An 18,077-nucleotide genomic window follows, 5' to 3' on the forward strand; every position below is an offset into this window, starting at 1 on the left:
GCACGGGAGGGCAGTCACGCGCAGCCGCCGGCCGGCACGGTATGCCGCAGCCGCTGCCGGCCTTGCCGACCGCGCGGCATCGCCCGTGCGGCCCTGAGCCTATCGAGTGCGACGCCCGCCCGCCTGGCAGGGCCAGTCCAGCCAGGCGCCGCGTTGGCAGACGAAAGGCCGGCCCCCTGCTGCCGCGCTTCCATACACAACGCACAACGGCGACGCCGGCCGCCCGGCGTCCTCTCCTCATGCCGCCGGCCACCCAGCGCCAACCGCTCACTCAGCCGGCCCGCATGCCAAGGCCCGCCGCGCCCGCTCCCCCGGCATCCGCTGCAGCGGCGCGGCCCGCACCCAAGGCAGGGTCTTGGCCGGCCGGCACGTGGGCACCGGTATGCTGGCCCGGCTTCAGGAGTTGTTCATGTCGGAACATGTGTACAAGCTCATCGAGCTGACCGGCTCCTCCACCGAGGGCAGCGACGACGCGGTGCGACGTGCGATCGCCAAGGCCCATGAAACGGTGAGGAACATCCACTGGTTCCAGGTCACCGAGACGCGCGGCCATGTGGTCGACGGCCAGGTGGCCCACTGGCAGGTGACGCTCAAGGTGGGCTTCACCCTCGACGGCTAGGCGGCGAACGCGTCGCCTCGGGCGTGATCTCGACGGCTTCATAGCGGTCGCGCACGCACTCGTTGTAGTGGCGCCCGAGCGACGGAGCCGCCATCAGGGCTTGCCAGGCCTCGGCCGGGACATCGAGGTAGCGGTAGACGCGCCCGGTCAGGAACTCGACCTCCATCAGACGCCGCTTCGCGTCGTAGCCGATGGCGCTGAGGCTGCTGGAGGCAACGGGATGTCGGTGCATGGCAGGTCCGTGAAGCGTCCCCGGGGCTGCGGCAAGCGGCATACCGGCAGCCGCCCCTGCCCGCCGGCGTGGGCACGCCCGGGCCACGCTGGCGGTGCTTGTGCGAGGCCGCATCATCCCTTACGCTGTGCCGCACCGGTCGGCCCACCCGCAGTCGCACGACTTGCCCGCCACGCACGGTGCATGCGCTGCCTCTGCAGTTTCCAGGAGAGTGCCCATGACCTTGCCCGGTTCGCCTGGCCCCGCCTCGATCCGCACCCTCGCACTCGTCGGCGCCGCGGCGTCCGGCAAGACCACCTTGCTGGAAGCGCTGTTGCACCAGGCCGGCGCCATCGGGTCGCCCGGCAGCGTGGAGCGCGGCAGCACGGTCAGCGACTTCGATCCGCTGGAGCGCAAGGCGCAGCACTCGCTGAACTCGAGCGTGGTCCACCTGGAGCACCTCGACACCCGGGTGCACCTGATCGACACCCCGGGCGCGCCCGACTTTCTTGGCCAGTCCATGACGGCGCTGGAGGCGGTCGAGACGGCGGCAGTGGTCATCAGCGCCACCTCGGGCATCGAGACGATGAGCCTGCGCATGATGGATTGGGCCGCCCGCCGCGGGCTGTGCCGGCTGCTCATCGTGAACAAGATCGATGCCGAGCGCACCGACCTGCCGGCGCTGCTGGCCCAGCTGCGCGAGACCTTCGGCAAGGAATGCCTGCCACTGAACCTGCCGGCCGGCGGCGGCAGCCGGGTGGTGGACTGCTTCTTCAACCCGGCCGGCGAGGCCGATTTTTCTTCGGTCGAGCAGGCCCATCGTGCGCTGGTGGAACAAGTGGTGGAAGTCGACGCGGGGTTCGTCGAACGCTACCTCAACGACGGCGATGTCGACCCCGCCGAGCTGCATGCCCCGCTGGAGCAGGCGCTGCGCGAGGGCCACCTCATCCCGGTGTGTTTCGTCTCCGCCCGCAACGGCGCCGGCGTGTCCGAGCTGCTGGACGTGATGGTGCGCCTGATGCCGCATCCCGGCGAAGGCAACCCGCCGCAGTTCCTGCAGGGCGAAGGCCCGGAGGCCAAGCCGCTGCGCGCCGAACCCGATCCCGGCCGGCATGTGCTGGCGCATGTCTTCAAGGTCACGGTCGATCCGTATGTCGGCAAGATGGGGGTGATGCGGGTCCACCAGGGCACCGTCACCCGCGACAGCCAGCTCTATGTCGGCGACGGCCGCAAGCCTTTCAAGGTCGGGCATCTGTTCCTGCTGAAGGGCAAGGAGCATGTCGAGGTCCCGCGCGCCGGGCCCGGCGAGATCTGCGCGGTGGCCAAGGTCGAGGAGATCCACTTCGACGCCGTGCTGCACGACGCCGCCGAGGACGAGCACATCCACCTGCAGGCGCTCGATTTCCCGGCCGCGGTGCACGGCCTGGCCATCGAGCCCAAGCGCCGTGGCGACGAGCAGCGCCTGTGGGACATCCTGCAGAAGCTGGTCGACGAAGACCCCTGCCTGCGGGTTCAGCACGCGGCGGCCACCAACGAGACCGTGGTCTACGGCCTGGGCGAGCTGCACCTGCGCACGCTGCTGGAGCGCCTGACCGACATCTACAAATGTGAAGTGAACGTGCGGCCGCCCCGCATCGCCTACCAGGAAACCATCACCGCCCCCGCCGAGGGACATCACCGGCACAAGAAACAGACCGGCGGCGCCGGGCAGTTCGGCGAAGTTTTCCTGCGCGTGGAGCCGCTGCCGCGCTCCAGCGGCAATGCGTGCGGCTTCGAGTTCGTGGACCAGGTGAAGGGCGGAGCCATTCCGACCCAGTTCATCCCCGCCGTCGAAAAAGGCGTGCGGCAGGTGATGGACAGTGGCGTGATTGCCGGTTACCCGGTGAAGGACGTGCGGGTGGTCGTCTACGACGGCAAGCACCACTCGGTCGATTCCAAGGAAATCGCCTTTGTGACGGCAGGCCGCAAGGCGTTCATCGACGCGGTGCAGAAGGCAAGGCCCATCGTGCTGGAACCGGTGGTCGAGATCGAGATCGAGGCGCCGGAGGGCAGCGTCGGCGACATCACCGGTGACCTCTCGTCGAAACGCGGACAGGTCAGCGGCACACGGGCACTGGCGGCCGGCCTGATGGCGGTGAAGGCCCAGGTGCCGATGTCCGAGTTGAACGGTTACCAGTCGCGCCTGAACGCGATGACGGGCGGGCAGGGCCGCTACACCACCGCCTTGTCTCACTACGACCCGGTGCCCCCGGCCATGCAGCAGCAGCTGATGAGCCAGTACCGGGTGAAGGAGGAAGACTGAGGTTCGCGACCCTGCGGGTCCGCTCGCGAAGCGCTGACAGCAGCCAGCGCAATGACCGCGATGCCGGCGTACAGCCATGCCTTCATCGGGGGTTCCTTCCTGAGAGGTGATTATGGGATCAAGTCCCAGGAATTATCAGACGTCCGGCCGCGCTTGGTGGTAAGCAAGCGTGGAGAACCGCAACCAGGCTTTCCAAGGCTCGGGGGGCAACGCATGCCAGCCGCCTCGCGGCGGCAGCGCCGCGTCCTTCACGAGACAGGCGCCTCCGACCGGTGCGCCGTAGCGGGCGCTGCCGCGGCCGGCGCCGCCGCATCGCGGTCCCCGGCCAGCCCGAAGCGAGGCAGTGCGGCGTCCGGGCCCAGCTCGCCGCGCGTCTTGGGCAGGAACTGCGGATAGTCGCGCCGCATCAGCGTCACCAGCGCCTCGCGCACCAGGCAGCGCAAGTCCCAGTTGTCACCCGAGGAGTGCGAGGAAAGCAGCAGGCGCAATTGCACGCCGTGCGGCGCGGTGTCGGTCACCTGCAGCAGGCACAGCCGCCCGTCCCATTGGGGCGCCGACTCGCACACCCGCCGCGCTTCGGCACGCAAGGGCTCCAGCGGCATGCCGTAGTCCACCCACAGGAAGACGGTGCCGGTGATCTGGGCGGTGGTACGGGTCCAGTTCTCGAACGGGTTCTCGATCAACCACTGCAGCGGGATGATGAGCCGGCGCTCGTCCCAGACCTTCAGCACCACGTAGCTGCCGGTGATCTCTTCCACCCGGCCCCACTCACCGCGGACGACCAGCACGTCGTCGATGCGGATCGGCTGGGCCAGTGCAATCTGCAGTCCGGCAATGAGGTTGCCGAACACCGGCTTGGCCGCCAGGCCGGCGACCACGCCGACCACCCCGGCCGAAGCCAGCAGGCTCGCGCCGACCTGCCGCGCGCCGGGAATCGTCAGCAGCGTCAACGCCAGCCCCACCAGCAGCACCACGAACTGCGCCGTGCGGGCCAGCACCCGCACCTGGGTCTGGATGCGACGTGCCGCGAGGTTGTCGGCCACATTGGACGGATGACGGCGAATCACCCCGTCGGCGATGCCGCGCACCCCCCGGATGCCCAGCCAGGTGATGCACATGAGCAGCAGCACGCCGTTGACATGGCGCACGCTGTTGAGCAGCGGCAGCGCCTCGCTCGCCCCCAGCCAGACCAGCTGCAGTGCAGCCAGCGGCAAGACGAATTGCGAGGGCCGGTCACACGCGCGGGCGAAGCGGTCGAGCACCGTGGTGGAGCGGGTGATGCGCAGGACCACGAAGCGCCCCACGCGGTGCACGATCAGCGCCAGTACCACGGCCACCAGGGCCGCCCACGCGGTATTGATCCAGGGAGACAGGGTGTGCAGCAAGGTCATCGCGGGGAGGCTAGCAGAGCCGCGCAACACCATGTTGCTGCCTGCAAGCGCCGGGCGACCGCTGCCCCGAGCCGCAGGCCGCCGCCGCGCGGCCGCCTCAGCCGAAGACCCGCATCACCGCGACCAGCGCGAGCGACAGGCCGACCAGGATGGCCACCAGCGTCGCCGTGAACGCGAGGTGCCGCTCCGGCGGCACCCGCATCAGCAAGCCGAGGCCGCGGTGCAGCACCCACAGCGACCAGAGCCCGCCGACGATGCCGGCCAGCGCACCGAGCATCGGCACCAGGCCGGCAATGCCCAGCACCCAGTGGGGCGTCATGCTGTAGGCCGCGAGCTTGAAGGCCTGCAGCCGGTCCGGCCGGCCGCCGAACCGGGGCGCCATGGCCTGGATCAACAGCGCCAGCAGGAAGATCGCCGCCATGCCCACCGCATATCCGAGGGCCGCCTGCAGCAAGGTGCTGAAGAAGGGCAGGCGCACCGTCTGGCCCAGGATGCTGATGCCGACCAGCGTGAACCCCAGCAAGCCGGCCACGGCAGGGACCGCACCGAGCGGCAGGGCGTAGCGGCGATAGAGGGTGGGGATGTCGTCGGCCTCGGTGTCGATGCGGCGCCACTCGCTGTCGGGCGAGAGCATCAACTGCTGGGCGCGATGGACGATGTTCATGTCGGTGTCTTTCTTCGAAAGGGCCAGGCGGCCCGGGTCGCGGCGATCGTATCGGCCGGCCGCTGCGGCCGCGCTCCCTTGAAATGGGGATGCGGCAGGCGCTGTCCCCTGTTTCGGCGACGTCCGGCGCCGCCCGCGGCACCGAAACCGTGCGTTCCCCGCGCTCCCTCGAACGCCGCGACAATCGGGGCCCATCGCCGCCGCCAGGACCGCCGCCTTGCCCACCGCCCCCCTGATCGAAGCCGAGCATCTCGACAAGCGCTTTCCCAGCGGCACGCTGGCCTTGCACGACGTCCGCTTCAGCATCGAGGCCGGCGAGTTCGTCTCGCTGCTCGGGCCGTCCGGCTGCGGCAAGAGCACGGTGTTGCGCCTGGTGGCCGGCCTGGACAGCCCCAGCGCCGGCCGGCTGAGTCGGCCGCAGGCGGAAGCCGGCTTCGTCTTCCAGGAGCCGACGCTGATGCCCTGGGCCACCGTGTTCGACAACGTCTGGCTGCCCTTGCGCATTGCCGGCAGCCGCCGCGAGGCGGCGCGCCCGCGCATCGAGGCACTGCTCGGCTCGGTCGGCCTGGCCGGCTTTGCGCGGGCCTATCCGTCCGAGCTGTCCGGTGGCATGAAGATGCGGGCGTCCATCGCTCGCGCGCTGGTGCGCGAGCCGCGCCTGCTGCTGATGGACGAACCCTTCGCCGCACTGGACGAGCTGACCCGCCAGAAGCTCAACGACGACCTGCTGGGCTGGTGGCTGGCCGGCCGCTTCACCAGCCTCTTTGTCACGCACAGCGTGTTCGAGGCGGTCTACCTGAGCCAGCGGGTGCTGGTGATGGGTCCCCGGCCGGGGCGCATCACCGCCGAGATCCGCGTGCCCGAGCCGTATCCGCGACGGCGCGAATGGCGCACCTCCACCGCCTACGCAGAGCTGTGCAGCCAGGTCTCGATGGCACTGGAGCAGGCCGTGCTTGGCGCGGAGCAGCCGGCATGAAGCCCAGCGCCACCCGTGCCTGGATACCGGCGGTGGCCGTGCTGGTGGCCATCGGCCTGTGGGAGGCGGTGGTGCGGTGGGCCGAGCTGCCGCACTTCATCCTGCCCGCGCCCAGCCAGGTGCTGCAAACGCTGTGGGTTAACCGCGACTCGCTGCTGCAGGCCTGGGGCTTCACCGTGCGGCTGACGTTCGGCGCGCTGCTGCTGGCAGCGGTCGGCGGGGCGCTGCTGGCCGCGCTGTTCGCCAGCGCGCGCTGGGTGGAGCAGGCCCTGATGCCGTTCGCCATCGTGCTGCAGGTGACGCCCATCGTCGCGATCGCGCCGCTGATCATCATCTATGTCGACAGCACCACCGCCGCCTTGCTGCTGTGCACCTGGATCGTCGCGTTCTTCCCCATCCTGTCCAACACGGTGATGGGCCTGCGCTCGGCCGATCCGCACCTGCGCGACCTGTTCCAGCTCTACCGCGCGAGCCGGTGGCAGCGGCTGCGCTGGCTGCTGGTGCCGTCGGCCCTGCCCTATTTCATCGCGGGGCTGAAGATCTCCGGCGGCCTGAGCCTCATCGGCGCGGTGGTGGCCGAGTTCACCGCCGGCGCTGCCGGTGTCGAGACCGGCCTGGCGTCGCGCATCCAGGAAGCCAGCTTCCGCACCGACACACCGCGCATGTACGCCGCGCTGCTGCTGACCTCGCTCACCGGCATCGCCATCTACCTGCTCTTCAACGCGCTGGAGCGCTGGTGCCTCGGGCGCTGGCATGCCTCGCAGCGTTGAACGAGCCCCTTCACTTCTTCACAGGGAGTTTTGCATGGCTACTTTCCCTCCTCCGCGCGCTGTGGGCCTGTGCCTCGGGCTGCTCGCAGCCGGGCTGGCGCACGGCCAGGACAAGGTGGTGTTCGCCACCAACTGGAAGGCCCAGGCCGCCCACGGCGGCTTCTACCAGGCGCTGGTGGACGGCACCTACAAGAAGTACGGCCTGGATGTGACGCTGCAGCAGGGCGGCCCGCAGGTGAACAACCGGCCGCTGTTGCCGGCCGGCAAGATCGATTTCCTGATGACCGGCAACCTGCTCCACTCCTTCGACAACGTGAAGAACGGCCTGCCCACCGTGGTGGTGGCGGCGATGTTCCAGAAGGACCCGCAGGCCCTCATCGCACATCCCGGCCAGGGCCACGAGGACTGGGCCCGCCTGAAGGACGCACCGCTGGCCCTGATCGCCAAGGACGCGCAATTCAGCTGGTGGCAGTGGCTCAAGTCGCAGCACGGCTTCCGCGACGCGCAGCTCAAGCCTTACACCTACAACCTCGGCCCCTTCCTGGCCAACAAGAAGGCAGTGCAGCAGGGCTACTCGGTGGCCGAGCCGATCTATGTCGAGAAGCAGGCCGGCTTCAAACCGGTGGTGCACCTGCTGGCCGACCATGGCTATTCCACGTACTCGACACTGATCGAGGCCAGCATCGACACGGTGTCGAAGCGGCCGCAGCTGGTGCAGCGCTTTGTCGATGCCTCCATCCTCGGCTGGTACAACTACCTCTATGGCGATCGCAAGGCGGCCAATGCTGCGATGCGCCGGGACAATCCTGAAATGAGCGAAGAAGAGCTGGAAGCCTCGGTCGCCTTGCTGAAGCAGCAGGGCATCGTCGACTCCGGCGAGGCGTTGACGCAAGGCATCGGCGCCATGAACAACGCCCGGGTGCGCGACTTCTATGAGCAGATGGTGAAGGCCGGCCTCTACAAGCCCGGCGAAGTGGATCTGTCCAAGGTCGCGACGCCGCAGTTCGTCAACCGCAAGGTCGGGCTCGACGTGAAGCGGGCGCTCGGCGCCAAGTGACAGAGGGCGGCTGGTGTAAACCCGTATTCAGGCTTCCGGCAGGCGGCCGATAGTGCTGTGACCATGGGCTTCGGAGCCGTTCGATGTTGCTGCATGCCCTGCCCGACCTGGCCGCCTGGACCGACCACTTCAGCCAGGCCGACATTCCCGTCCTGCCCCACACGGCCCGGACCATTGCCTCGCTGCGCGCGGTCGAGGAGCAGCTCGACGCGCATGGCATCGCCGAGCTGATCGGCAGCGACCCGCTGCTGGCGATCAAGCTGCTGGCCCATGTGGCACGGGTGCGGCCGGCGCGCTACGAAGCGAGCACCGAGACCGTCACCGCGGCGCTGGTCTTCCTCGGCATCACGCCTTTCTTTGCCGCCTTCGAGCAGCTGCGCTCCACCGACGACCTGCTGCACGACCAGCCCGAGGCCCAGGCCGGGCTGGCCGCCGTGCTGCGCCGCGCCTCGCGCGCCGCCACCTTCTCGCTGGCCTTCGCGGTGCACCGCATGGACGCCGACGCCGCCGTGCTGCACGAAGCCGCGCTGATGCACCCGGTGGCCGAACTGCTGCTGTGGTGCCACGCACCGGTGCTCGCGCAGCGCATCGTCGAGCGCCAGCGGGCCGAGCCGGGGCTGCGCTCGGCGGTCGCGCAGCGCGAGGTGCTCAACGTCACCCTGGACGAGCTCGAGCAGGCCCTGCTGCGCGCCTGGCGCCTGCCCGACATCCTGATCCGCGTGACCGACGAGCGGCATGCCGAGGACGTGCAGGTGCGCAACGTGATGCTGGCCATCCGCCTGGCCCGCCACTCGGCCCTCGACTGGGACAATCCCGCGCTGCCGGACGACATCGCCGAGATCGCGCAGTTGCTCAACCTCTCGGAAGCCGCGACCTTTGCGATGCTGGCGGAGCTGGACAGCCCATAAGCTGCAAGAGGTGACAGGTTGGGTCCGGCCGCATTGACCGGGCATCCCGTGGCCACATAATCGAAAACGTTTCCATCGACAGGCCGTACCGATGTCCAGCCCTGCTGTCCCCGGCGCCGAAGCCTTGCTGGCCGGCACCCTGATCCTGATGACCAACTATCGCCGCTGCGCCAGCGAACAGCTGCCGGAGACGGCCAGCCGCATCGCGAGCAACCTGGCGCTGTTGTCGGCCGATCCGCTGCTGTCGCCACAGTTCCGCAGCATCCTGCGCGGACTTCGCAGCACCTGGGCGGCCGAGCCGCCGGCCGGGCCAGAGCGGTGCGTGCCGCCCTCGTCGCGCCAGCCGGCCGTCGGCCCCCTGCAGTGACGCCGCCCACCGGTGCGATGGCAGGACCCACCCGCGACTTCTGGCAAGCCCGCTTCGACGCCCAGCAGACACCCTGGGACCGCGGCGGCCCCTCCCCGCAACTCCTGGCCTGGCAGGCGCGTGGCGAAGCGCCGGCAGCCGGCAGCCGCGTCGTGGTGCCGGGCTGCGGCTCGGGCTGGGAGCTGGCCACGCTTGCCGCCCAGGGCTGCGAGGTCATCGGGCTGGACTATGCCGAGGCGGCCGTGCAGCGCAGCCGCGCCTTGCTGCAGGGCCGCGGCCTGGCGGCACGGGTGGAGCAGGCCGACGTGCTCGAATGGGCGCCGGCGCAGCCACTGGACGCCGTCTACGAGCAGACCTGCCTGTGCGCCCTGCACCCGGACGCCTGGGTGGCTTATGCGCAGCAGTTGCATCGCTGGCTGCGCCCGGACGGGCGGCTCTATGCGCTCTTCATGCAGGCCTTGCGCCCGAATGCCGCCACCGGCGCCATCGAGGGCCCGCCCTACCACTGCGACATCCATGCCATGCGGGCGCTGTTCCCCGAGCCGCAGTGGCTCTGGCCCAAGCCCCCTTACGAGCAACAGCCCCACCCGATGGGCCATACCGAACTGGCGCTGGTGCTGCTGCGGCGCTGAGGCGGCGCCGGCATGCAGGGCCGGGAGCGGCATCGGGCCACCCGGCTCGGTGCGTCGCCTGCAGGGCGCCACCGCCGCGGCGCCCTCTTGAAACTCGGCAGCCGGTAGGGCCGGGAGCGTCTCCGGGCGAGCCTGCGCGCGACGCCGCTCGCCTCATACCGGCACCGCGGTGGTGTTCTTGACGCGGTCCAGCACGAAGCTCGTCTTGCAATCCGCCACGCTCGGGTGCTTCAACAAGGTGTCCATCACGAAGCGGGAGTAGTGCGCCATGTCTTCCACCACCACCCGCAGCAGGTAGTCCATCTCGCCGGTGAGTGCGACGCACTCGACCACTTCCGGCCAGGCCTGCACGGCGGCCCGGAACAGGTCCATCGGATTGCGCTTGTGCACCTCGCTGTGCTTTTCGAGCCGCACGTTCAGGTAGGCGGTGAGGCCCAGCCCCACCCGTTCGGGCGGCACCAGTGCGACGTAGCCCGCGATGGCGCCGGCTTCCTCCAGCCGCTTGACGCGGCGCAGCGTGGCCGATGGGGACAGCTGCACCTCGCCGGCCAGTTGGTCGTAGGTCATGCGCCCATCGACCTGCAGGGCACGAAGGATGCGTCGATCTATGGCGTCGAGCTCGATGGGCGCTGTCATGAAGAGCTATTGTGCATGTTTCATGTCTGAGCGACCCGATGCCGCTGCAGGGCGGCGTCGGGATGGGCCGGGCAGAGGTGGGACCGCACCGGCGGCGCCAGGCTGCGGGCTGTCTTCCGGCGTGTCATCAGGCCTGCGCGCCGACCGGTGGCGCTGCGGTGAAGCACGATCACCCGGCCGGCCTGCGCCCGGCGCTCCAGCTTGCAACCCACGGCCGTGCCGCTTCAACGATCCAACAGTGCACCAGTTCGACGGCACCGGCAGGGTCCGGGCCGGCATCGCCACCGGCCGGTGCGCATGAGCCAGCAGCGTGCCTGCTGCCCCCCCAGGGCAATGGGGGTGGCCCCCCTCGCAAGAGTGATTGTTCGCCAGCCGGCCGGGGCGGACACTGCAGGCCTTCGGAGCAGTTCACGCGGCAGTTCCCCGCTGCCGCAGCGGAGGTAGACGCCATGAACGCCACACTCACCAAGCGCTGCACGGTGGCCTTGCTGTCGGCCATGACCCTGGCGCTCATCGTCGGCCTGCTGGCTTGCGGGCCCATCAGCGAAACACGGCGCGGCGTCGACGCCCTTTCCGATCTGGGCGCAGCCCGGGCGCTGCAGGTGCTGGCGGCACTCAACCTGTTCGCCGCCGGCCTCTGGGGCCTGCTGTCGGCGCGCCGCATGGCACTGCCTTGGCAGCTGCTGTTCGCCAGCCTGGCGCTCTCGGGTCCCGCCGCGATCTACGACGGCGCCACCAGCCACGACTCCAGCTTGTTGCTGGCCCATGTGCCGGGGGCCTGGGCCTGCGTGATGCTGATGTGCGCCTTCCTGGCCGAACGCATCGACGAACGCTGGCAGCGCTGGCCCCTCGTGCTGGGCGCCTTGCTGCTGGCCACCGCCTCGGCGGTGCACTGGAGCGTCGGCCAGGTGACGCAGGGCGCCGGCGACCTGCGCGGCCTGCTGCTGGTGCAGTTGCTGCCCCTGTTGCTGATCCCCGCCGGCGCGCTGCGCCTGGAAGGCCACTGCACCAGCCGCGCCGACTGGCGCATCGTGCTGACCCTCTATGCCCTGGCCCTGCTGGCCGACGCCTGCCATGAGCGCCTGGCCCCCTGGCTGGGCCCCTGGGCCGGCCCCACGCTGAAGCAGGCCCTGCTGACGGCCGCCGCCGCCTGGCTCGCTCAGCGCGCCGGTGCCTGGGCCGCGGGGCGGGGCGCATCGGCCTCCGCCGTCGGCCCATCGGCCAGGGACGCCAGCACTTCCTGGAACACCTGCGCCTGAAACGCCATCTGCACATGGGCCGTGCCCGCGATGTGCCAGTTCACGGCGCCCGGCAAGGTGCCGGTGGAGGCCGGGAAGACGATGTTGTCGCAGTGCCCGTAGAAGCAGGTGAAGCGACGGTAGCGTTCGGGCGGCTCCAGCGCTGACAGCGCCTGCAGCCACTCGCCGTTGTGGCGCATCTGCCGGGTGTTGATGGTGCGGGCGAAGCGGCCCAGCCAGGTGCCCCGGTGCGGCGTGCCGATGGTGATGATGCGGTGCACCCGTGTGTCGGCCTGGCGGGCCTGCAGCCAGGCCCGTGCCGCCAAGCCGCCCATGCTGTGGCAGACCAGCACGGGCGGCTGGCCGGTGCCGGCCTCCAGCCGCCGCACCGCCTGCTCGATGATGTCGACATAGTGTTCGATATCGCCGAACACCGGCTCCAGGCTCACCGCGACGAAGGGCACGCCGAGCTGGCGGAAGCGCCGCAGCCAGGGCGTCCAGAAGCCCCGGTTGCACACCAGCCCGTGGATCAGCAGCACACCGCGGCGCCCGGGAGCGTCAGGCGCATCGGGCACCGCGTTGGGGAAGAAGGGCTGGCGCCAGCAGAAGATCAACGGCGAATGCGTGACTTCGCCCCACCACGCGGCCAGCAGCTGCCTCGCCGTGGCGCGGGGCGCAGGATCGTCGCCATGCACGGCGGCCACCATGACGAACTCCACGCCCAGCACCACGGCATAGCCGAAGGCGATGAGCACGGCGCCGAGGGCCGCCAGCCCGGGCCGGCCGAGCAGGGTGAAAGCCAGCGCCCAGCCGAGGGCCAGCGCGAGGAGGGTGAGCGTGATGCGGCGTTGCAGGCGTGCGAGCATGGGCGCTCACACTAGCACAGCCTCCTTGCCGGTCAGTGCCTTGGCAAGACCGCTCGCATGGCGGCTCACCAGGCCGTAGATGGAGAGCTGGGGGTTGGCACCGACGCTGGTCGGAAACAGCGAACCGTCATGCACGCTGAGGTTGTCGAGCTGCCAGTGGCGGCCGTCCGGCCGCACGACACCGAGGCGTTCGTCACCCGCCATGCCGCAGCCGCCCATCACGTGGGCGCTACCGAAGCGGGTCTTGTAGGGCACGATCGGCAGCTGACCGATGCCCTCGCGGGCTGCGGCCCAGCTGGTCCAGGGCGTGGCCAGTTCGTGGGCCGGCAGCACCTCGGCGGCACCGGCGGCGAACTGGATCTCGGCCATGCTGAGCAGGGCGCGGCGAGCGCCATCGAGCACCACGTCGGTGAGCTCGTAGTGCAGCACCGGCGAGCCGTCGTCACGCAGGCGCACCTGCCCGCCCGGCGATCGCTCGTGGAAGCCGTCGCGCAGCAGCGCCAGCAAGGCATTGGTGTGCGGGTAGCGGGCCATGCGCTCGGCCTGCTGGCGTCCATAGCTGGGCACCGTGAGGGCGAACAGCGTCGGGTGCAGCGGCGGAGCCTCCAGCTTGTAGCCAAGCGGGCCGTCGATGGGCTGCGTGTGGAGGAAGTGGTCGCTGTAGATGGTCTGGGGCGCACCCTGCCAGGGCTGCACCGGCTGCGGCAGCGTCGCTGTCGAAAACACCACCGGATGCAGGAAGGTGCGCAGCCCCAGCCGCCCGTGGGGGTCAGGCACCTGCGAGCGCAGCAGCAGCGCCGGCGAATTGATGCCCCCGCCCGACAGCACGTAGTGCCGGGCATGGATGCGCAGCGTGGCCGCGCCATCAGCCCGCCCATCGTTGCCTGCCGGCGCGCACAGCAGGGCCTGGACGCGCCGGCCATCGTGCTCGAAGCGCAAGGCCCGTGTCTGCACCAGCAGCCGCGCGCCGGCATCCAGCGCGGCGGGAACGGTGGTCACCAGCATGGACTGCTTGGCATTGGTCGGGCAACCCAGGCCGCAGGAACCGAGGTTCCAGCAGCCGGACACGTTGCGCGGGATGGCCCCCCAGCGCAGCCCCAGCTGGATGGCACCACGGCGCAGCACATCGTTGTTCTCGTTGGGCGGGACCTGCCAGGGGCCGATCTGCAGGCGACGCTCCGCATGGGCGAACCACGGGCTCATGGCCTCGGGCGAGAGCGCCGCCAGGCCGAAATGCTCGCCCCACCACTGCAAGGTGGCCGCAGGCGTGCGAAAGGAGCTGGTCCAGTTGACCGTGGTGGAGCCGCCGACGCAACGGCCTTGCAGGATGGTGATGGCCTGGTCGGCGGTCTTGCGAGCGGCGCTTTCCTGGTACAGCGCGGGATAGGCTTCGCTCTCGCGCTGGTTGAAGTCGCTGCTGCTCTTGAGCGGCCCTTCCTCCACCAGCACGACATCGAGGCCGGCCCGGGTCAGCAGTTCGGCGGTGATGCCCCCGCCGGCACCGGTGCCGACGATGACGACATCGCAATCCAGGCTGGCCGGCAGCGCGGCATGCGGGCCGCCAGCCACCTTCCAGCCGCGTGCGAGGCCTTGCCGGATGGGGTCGGGCAACTTGCTCATGGCGGTGTGTCAGAGGTCGGTGGGGCCGGGATAGCCAATGGCCGCCCAGTGCGAAGGCGCGGTGTAGTGGCCGAGCTGGCTCAGCTCGCGCAAGGCATGGTAGGCCTGCTGGCGCAGCGAGAGCCGCGAGTGGCGCATCGATTCGAGCGCCTGCTGCACCTGCCGCACCGAGGCCGCCGACCACTCCACCGACAGCCCGGCCAACAGGCTGCGCCCCGGCAGGCTGGCCAGCACGCCAAGCAGGCGCGAGAGCTCGCTTCGCGTTGCCTGCGGCATGCCGGCCACCAGGGCTTCCACCCGGGCCACCTGCGCCTGCAGTTCAGCGTCCAGGGCCCCAGGCGCCGCCGGCAGGCGGCCATCCAGCATCGCGCGCGTGATGGCCTGCAGCACCGTGCGGCCGGCCGCCGTCAGCCGGTGGCCATCGAGCCCGGCGGGGGTCAACCAGGCCGAGCTGCCGGCCACGGCCAGCAGCGCCGCGGAAGCGAGCCCGAGCTGGAGCCATCGTCGTCGTTGCATGGCAGGGACCTTAAGCATCCTTCGCAGCCGCAGCCATAGGGGCTGGCCATTAGAGCGGCCATTCGGCCGGCTCACCACTCGCACTCCCGGCAAGGGCAGGGGCTTTGCGTGCCGCGCAGGCAGGTTGGGGCGCGGCCGCCATCGCCGCCGGTTCGTCGTGGTTTGGAGGCTGATGCTATCGACTTGGCAGCGAGTTCGAGTCACCTAGGTGACGGCCCGTTAGTGCAATTACCGTAGGAGAACGCTGGACGGGCGCGAACAATGAGTCGATCGAGAACTGCTGATGGAGAACAAGTGACTGCGTCCAAGCCCTGGCTCCACCACTACCCGCCGGATGTGCCGCATGAGGTCGACTGCACGCAGTACGACTCGCTGGCGGCCTTGCTGGAGGAGTCCTTCCACAAGTACGCCGGCCGTCATGCGGCCATGTGCATGGATCGCACCCTCACGTTTGCCGATGTGGACGCCCATTCAGCCGCGCTGGGCGCCTGGCTGCAGTCCCGCGGGCTCCAGCGCGGCAGCCGCGTCGCGATCATGATGCCCAACGTGCTGCAGTACGTCGTGGCACTGGCCGCGGTGCTGCGCGCCGGCTACACGGTGGTGAACGTCAACCCGCTGTACACGCCGCGCGAGCTCGAACACCAGCTGAAGGACTCCGGCGCCGAGGCCATCATCATCCTGGAGAACTTCGCGCACACCCTGCAGGCGGTGATCGACCAGACCGTGGTGCGGCACGTCGTCCTGGCAGCCATGGGCGACATGCTCGGGCTGGTGAAGGGCGGCATCGTGAATTTCGTGGTGCGGCATGCCCGCAAGATGGTGCCGGCGTTCCAGCTGCCCTTGACCCAGGGCCGCACCGTCACCCGCTTCAACGACGCGCTGGCCCAGGGACGTGGCATGTCGCTGCAGCGGCCCGCGCTGCGGCCGGATGACGTGGCCTTCCTGCAGTACACCGGCGGCACCACCGGTGTCTCCAAGGGAGCGACGCTGACCCATCGCAACGTGGTGGCCAACATCCTGCAGTCCGAGGCGTGGTTCAAGCCCATGCTGGACAAGCTGGGCAACAAGCCGCTGACGGTGGTGTGCGCCCTGCCGCTGTACCACATCTTCGCACTGACGGTGTGCTACATGATGGGCGCGCGGCTCGGCACGATGAACCTGCTGATCCCCAATCCACGGGACATCCCCGGCTTCATCAAGACGCTGAAGAAGCACAGGATCAACATGTTCCCGGCGGTGAACACCCTGTTCAACGCGTTGGCCAACGACCCGGAGTTCGCCACGCTGGACTTTTCGGAACTGGTGGTCAGCAATGGGGGCGGCATGGCAGTGCAGCAGGCCACTGCCGAGAAGTGGCTGAAGATCACCGGCTGCCCGGTGGTGGAAGGCTATGGCCTGAGCGAGACCTCCCCGGTGGCCACCAGCAACCGGCTCGACCTCAAGGAGTTCTCGGGCACGATCGGCGTTCCCATACCCTCGACCGAGGTGGCAATCCGCGACGACAACGGGCAGGACCTGCCGGTGGGCCAGGCCGGCGAGATCTGCATCCGCGGCCCGCAGGTGATGGTGGGCTACTGGAACCGGCCCGATGAAACGGCAAAGGTCATGACGCCCGACGGTTTCTTCAAGTCGGGCGACATCGGCGTGATGGACGAGCGCGGCTATGTGAAGATCGTGGACCGCAAGAAGGACATGATCCTTGTCTCCGGCTTTAACGTGTACCCGAACGAGATTGAGCAGGTGGTGAATCTGCACCCCGCAGTGCTTGAATGCGCCGCGGTGGGCGTGGCCGACCCGAAGTCAGGCGAGGCGGTCAAGCTGTTCGTGGTGCGCAAGGACCCGGCCTTGTCCGAGGAAGACCTGATGGCTTACTGCCGGGACAACTTCACCGCCTACAAGCGCCCGAAGTTCGTCGAGTTCCGGGACGAGCTGCCCAAGACCAATGTCGGCAAGATCCTGCGCCGGGAGCTGAGGGTCGCCGCTTGAACGGTGCTCGCCGCCGGTCCCCCGGGCACGCGGGGCCGGCATCTTCCCCGGTGGGGAGTTGGTCGCGCGGGCTCACGCGCGGCGAGCTGGAAGCAGCAGGTCCTGTAGGCTCGCCGGCACGACCATGGCCGCCCCTTGGGCCCCCGCCAGGTGCCGAGGTGACCGCCACGACACCACGACTACCAGCGGACGTCCTTGTCTTCGAACGCGGCTGGCTGTCGTCCAACAACGTGCTGTTGCACGATACGTCGCCCGCAGGCGCGGTACTCGTCGACAGCGGCTATGCCACCCATGCAGCGCAAACCGTCGAACTGGTGGCGCGGGCGTTGGACGGGACGCCACTGGGGCGCATCTTCAACACGCACCTGCATTCCGACCATTGCGGCGGCAATGCTGCCCTTGTTCAGCGCTTCGGGTGCTCGGTGTATGTGCCTGCCGCCCAATTCGACGCCGTGCGCCGCTGGGACCCGGCGGCGCTGACCTTCGCCGCGACGGGCCAGCACTGCCCCCGTTTCGATGCCCGCGACACCCTGGCCCCGGGTCAGCGCCACCAGATCGGCCGGCTCGAATGGCAGGTGCTGGGAGCCCCGGGCCACGATCCGCATTCGCTGATCCTGTATGCACCTGAAGAACGCCTCCTCATCTCGGCGGATGCCTTGTGGGCCAATGGCTTCGGCGTGGTGTTCCCCGAGATCGACGGGAGCGCCGCCCTGCAGGAGGTCCGGGAGACGCTGGACTTGATGGCAGGCCTGGACGTGCGCGCCGTGATACCCGGCCATGGACCGGTGTTCTCCGATGTGGCCGCTGCGCTGGAACGCGCATATCGCCGCCTGGAGGGTTTCGAACGCGATCCACAACGACATGGTTGGTATGCAGCCAAAGCGCTGACCAAGTTCCACCTCATCGAGGTGCGCCGGGCAGCGCGCCCGCGACTCTTCCACTGGCTGCGGGCGACGCCGCTTCTCAGCCGAATCCATTCCCGCTACTTCAACGGCACCGCATTCGATACGTGGTGCGAGTCCCTGCTGGATGAGTTGATACGCACCGGAGCCGCCACGATGGACGGCGGGGACGTGGTCGACACCTGAGAGCCGCTCGAAGGCGGAGGTGGAATCGGCTGAAGAGCAGGGGCGGTGCGGCGTGGAAGCGGCCTTCATCGCCGGAGCCCCGCGATACCGGCCGCAGCCAGGCGCATCCGTAGCCGTAGCCGTAGCTGTTGCAGTAGTCGAAGCTATGCCCAGAAGAGTCGGTTGATCAGCTTCTGCCCGCACGGCCGAGCGCGTGTTCACGGCGTTGGGCTGGCGCGACCCGGCGCGGG

The 18,077-nt window shown here is 69.5% G+C and carries 18 protein-coding genes; 11 read left to right on the forward strand and 7 right to left on the reverse strand.

Annotation, left to right across the window (positions count from 1 at the left end):
* The first annotated feature begins 409 nt into the window (after nucleotides 1-409).
* Nucleotides 410-619, forward strand: a complete 210-nt coding sequence (locus tag N7L95_RS10985; RefSeq protein WP_301259862.1) for a dodecin — start codon at nucleotides 410-412, stop codon at nucleotides 617-619.
* Here the strand turns inward: N7L95_RS10985 and N7L95_RS10990 are convergent.
* Nucleotides 603-851: a KTSC domain-containing protein gene (locus N7L95_RS10990; protein ID WP_301259863.1), complete on the reverse strand. Its 249-nt coding sequence runs from the start codon at nucleotides 849-851 to the stop codon at nucleotides 603-605. The two genes, N7L95_RS10985 and N7L95_RS10990, sit on opposite strands and share 17 nt — an antisense overlap.
* A gap of 217 nt (nucleotides 852-1,068) precedes the next feature.
* On the opposite strand from N7L95_RS10990, the gene fusA reads away from it, so the two are divergent.
* The gene (fusA, locus tag N7L95_RS10995; RefSeq protein ID WP_301259864.1) at nucleotides 1,069-3,132 is read left to right on the forward strand and encodes an elongation factor G; all 2,064 of its coding nucleotides are present in this window, start codon (nucleotides 1,069-1,071) and stop codon (nucleotides 3,130-3,132) included.
* A gap of 248 nt (nucleotides 3,133-3,380) precedes the next feature.
* Here fusA and N7L95_RS11000 read toward each other — a convergent pair whose 3' ends face one another.
* Nucleotides 3,381-4,523, reverse strand: coding sequence for a mechanosensitive ion channel family protein (locus tag N7L95_RS11000; RefSeq protein ID WP_301259865.1), 1,143 nt, complete (start codon nucleotides 4,521-4,523; stop codon nucleotides 3,381-3,383).
* A 97-nt stretch (nucleotides 4,524-4,620) separates the two neighbouring features.
* Nucleotides 4,621-5,187 carry a Yip1 family protein gene (locus N7L95_RS11005; protein WP_301259866.1) on the reverse strand — a complete coding sequence of 189 codons (567 nt, stop codon included), beginning with the start codon at nucleotides 5,185-5,187 and terminating at the stop codon, nucleotides 4,621-4,623.
* A 217-nt stretch (nucleotides 5,188-5,404) separates the two neighbouring features.
* On the opposite strand from N7L95_RS11005, the gene N7L95_RS11010 reads away from it, so the two are divergent.
* The 6 genes from N7L95_RS11010 to N7L95_RS11035 all read left to right on the forward strand — a co-directional run bounded on the left by N7L95_RS11010 (nucleotide 5,405) and on the right by N7L95_RS11035 (nucleotide 9,897).
* Nucleotides 5,405-6,163, forward strand: a complete 759-nt coding sequence (locus N7L95_RS11010; RefSeq protein WP_301259867.1) for an ABC transporter ATP-binding protein — start codon at nucleotides 5,405-5,407, stop codon at nucleotides 6,161-6,163.
* Nucleotides 6,160-6,933 (forward strand): ABC transporter permease, encoded by a 774-nt coding sequence (locus N7L95_RS11015; RefSeq protein ID WP_301259869.1) that lies wholly within the window; start codon nucleotides 6,160-6,162, stop codon nucleotides 6,931-6,933. Before N7L95_RS11010 ends, N7L95_RS11015 begins: the two co-directional genes overlap by 4 nt.
* 34 nt (nucleotides 6,934-6,967) lie before the next feature.
* A complete protein-coding gene (locus N7L95_RS11020; RefSeq protein ID WP_301259871.1) occupies nucleotides 6,968-7,990 on the forward strand; it encodes an ABC transporter substrate-binding protein in 1,023 nt (340 codons plus the stop codon).
* 83 nt (nucleotides 7,991-8,073) lie between these two features.
* Nucleotides 8,074-8,898 (forward strand): HDOD domain-containing protein, encoded by an 825-nt coding sequence (locus tag N7L95_RS11025; protein WP_301259873.1) that lies wholly within the window; start codon nucleotides 8,074-8,076, stop codon nucleotides 8,896-8,898.
* A 91-nt stretch (nucleotides 8,899-8,989) separates the two neighbouring features.
* Nucleotides 8,990-9,265 carry a hypothetical protein gene (locus tag N7L95_RS11030; protein WP_301259874.1) on the forward strand — a complete coding sequence of 92 codons (276 nt, stop codon included), beginning with the start codon at nucleotides 8,990-8,992 and terminating at the stop codon, nucleotides 9,263-9,265.
* A gap of 17 nt (nucleotides 9,266-9,282) precedes the next feature.
* Complete coding sequence (locus N7L95_RS11035; RefSeq protein ID WP_301259875.1) at nucleotides 9,283-9,897, forward strand: methyltransferase domain-containing protein; 615 nt, start codon at nucleotides 9,283-9,285, stop codon at nucleotides 9,895-9,897.
* A 153-nt stretch (nucleotides 9,898-10,050) separates the two neighbouring features.
* Here N7L95_RS11035 and N7L95_RS11040 read toward each other — a convergent pair whose 3' ends face one another.
* Nucleotides 10,051-10,533, reverse strand: a complete 483-nt coding sequence (locus tag N7L95_RS11040) for an Lrp/AsnC family transcriptional regulator (protein WP_301259876.1) — start codon at nucleotides 10,531-10,533, stop codon at nucleotides 10,051-10,053.
* Nucleotides 10,534-10,982: 449 nt separating this feature from the next.
* Here N7L95_RS11040 and N7L95_RS11045 point away from each other — a divergent pair, with 449 nt between their 5' ends.
* Nucleotides 10,983-11,792 carry a hypothetical protein gene (locus N7L95_RS11045; protein WP_301259877.1) on the forward strand — a complete coding sequence of 270 codons (810 nt, stop codon included), beginning with the start codon at nucleotides 10,983-10,985 and terminating at the stop codon, nucleotides 11,790-11,792.
* Here N7L95_RS11045 and N7L95_RS11050 read toward each other — a convergent pair.
* From N7L95_RS11050 to N7L95_RS11060, 3 genes are read right to left on the reverse strand one after another with little or no spacing between them, the layout of a single operon-like run.
* On the reverse strand, nucleotides 11,693-12,637 hold the full coding sequence (locus N7L95_RS11050) for an esterase/lipase family protein (protein WP_301259878.1): 945 nt from the start codon (nucleotides 12,635-12,637) through the stop codon (nucleotides 11,693-11,695). The genes N7L95_RS11045 and N7L95_RS11050 overlap by 100 nt on opposite strands.
* 6 nt (nucleotides 12,638-12,643) lie before the next feature.
* Entirely contained in the window at nucleotides 12,644-14,257 is a 1,614-nt protein-coding gene (locus tag N7L95_RS11055; protein WP_301259879.1) for a GMC family oxidoreductase, read from the reverse strand.
* Between the two features lie 9 nt (nucleotides 14,258-14,266).
* Nucleotides 14,267-14,773 carry a hypothetical protein gene (locus N7L95_RS11060; RefSeq protein ID WP_301259880.1) on the reverse strand — a complete coding sequence of 169 codons (507 nt, stop codon included), beginning with the start codon at nucleotides 14,771-14,773 and terminating at the stop codon, nucleotides 14,267-14,269.
* Between the two features lie 294 nt (nucleotides 14,774-15,067).
* Between N7L95_RS11060 and N7L95_RS11065 the strand changes: the two genes are divergently transcribed.
* The gene (locus N7L95_RS11065; RefSeq protein WP_301259881.1) at nucleotides 15,068-16,759 is read left to right on the forward strand and encodes a long-chain-fatty-acid--CoA ligase; all 1,692 of its coding nucleotides are present in this window, start codon (nucleotides 15,068-15,070) and stop codon (nucleotides 16,757-16,759) included.
* A gap of 158 nt (nucleotides 16,760-16,917) precedes the next feature.
* Nucleotides 16,918-17,847 (forward strand): MBL fold metallo-hydrolase, encoded by a 930-nt coding sequence (locus N7L95_RS11070; protein ID WP_301259882.1) that lies wholly within the window; start codon nucleotides 16,918-16,920, stop codon nucleotides 17,845-17,847.
* The last annotated feature ends 230 nt before the right edge of the window (nucleotides 17,848-18,077 follow it).

This window comes from Eleftheria terrae (assembly GCF_030419005.1).
GTDB lineage: Bacteria > Pseudomonadota > Gammaproteobacteria > Burkholderiales > Burkholderiaceae_C > Caldimonas > Caldimonas terrae.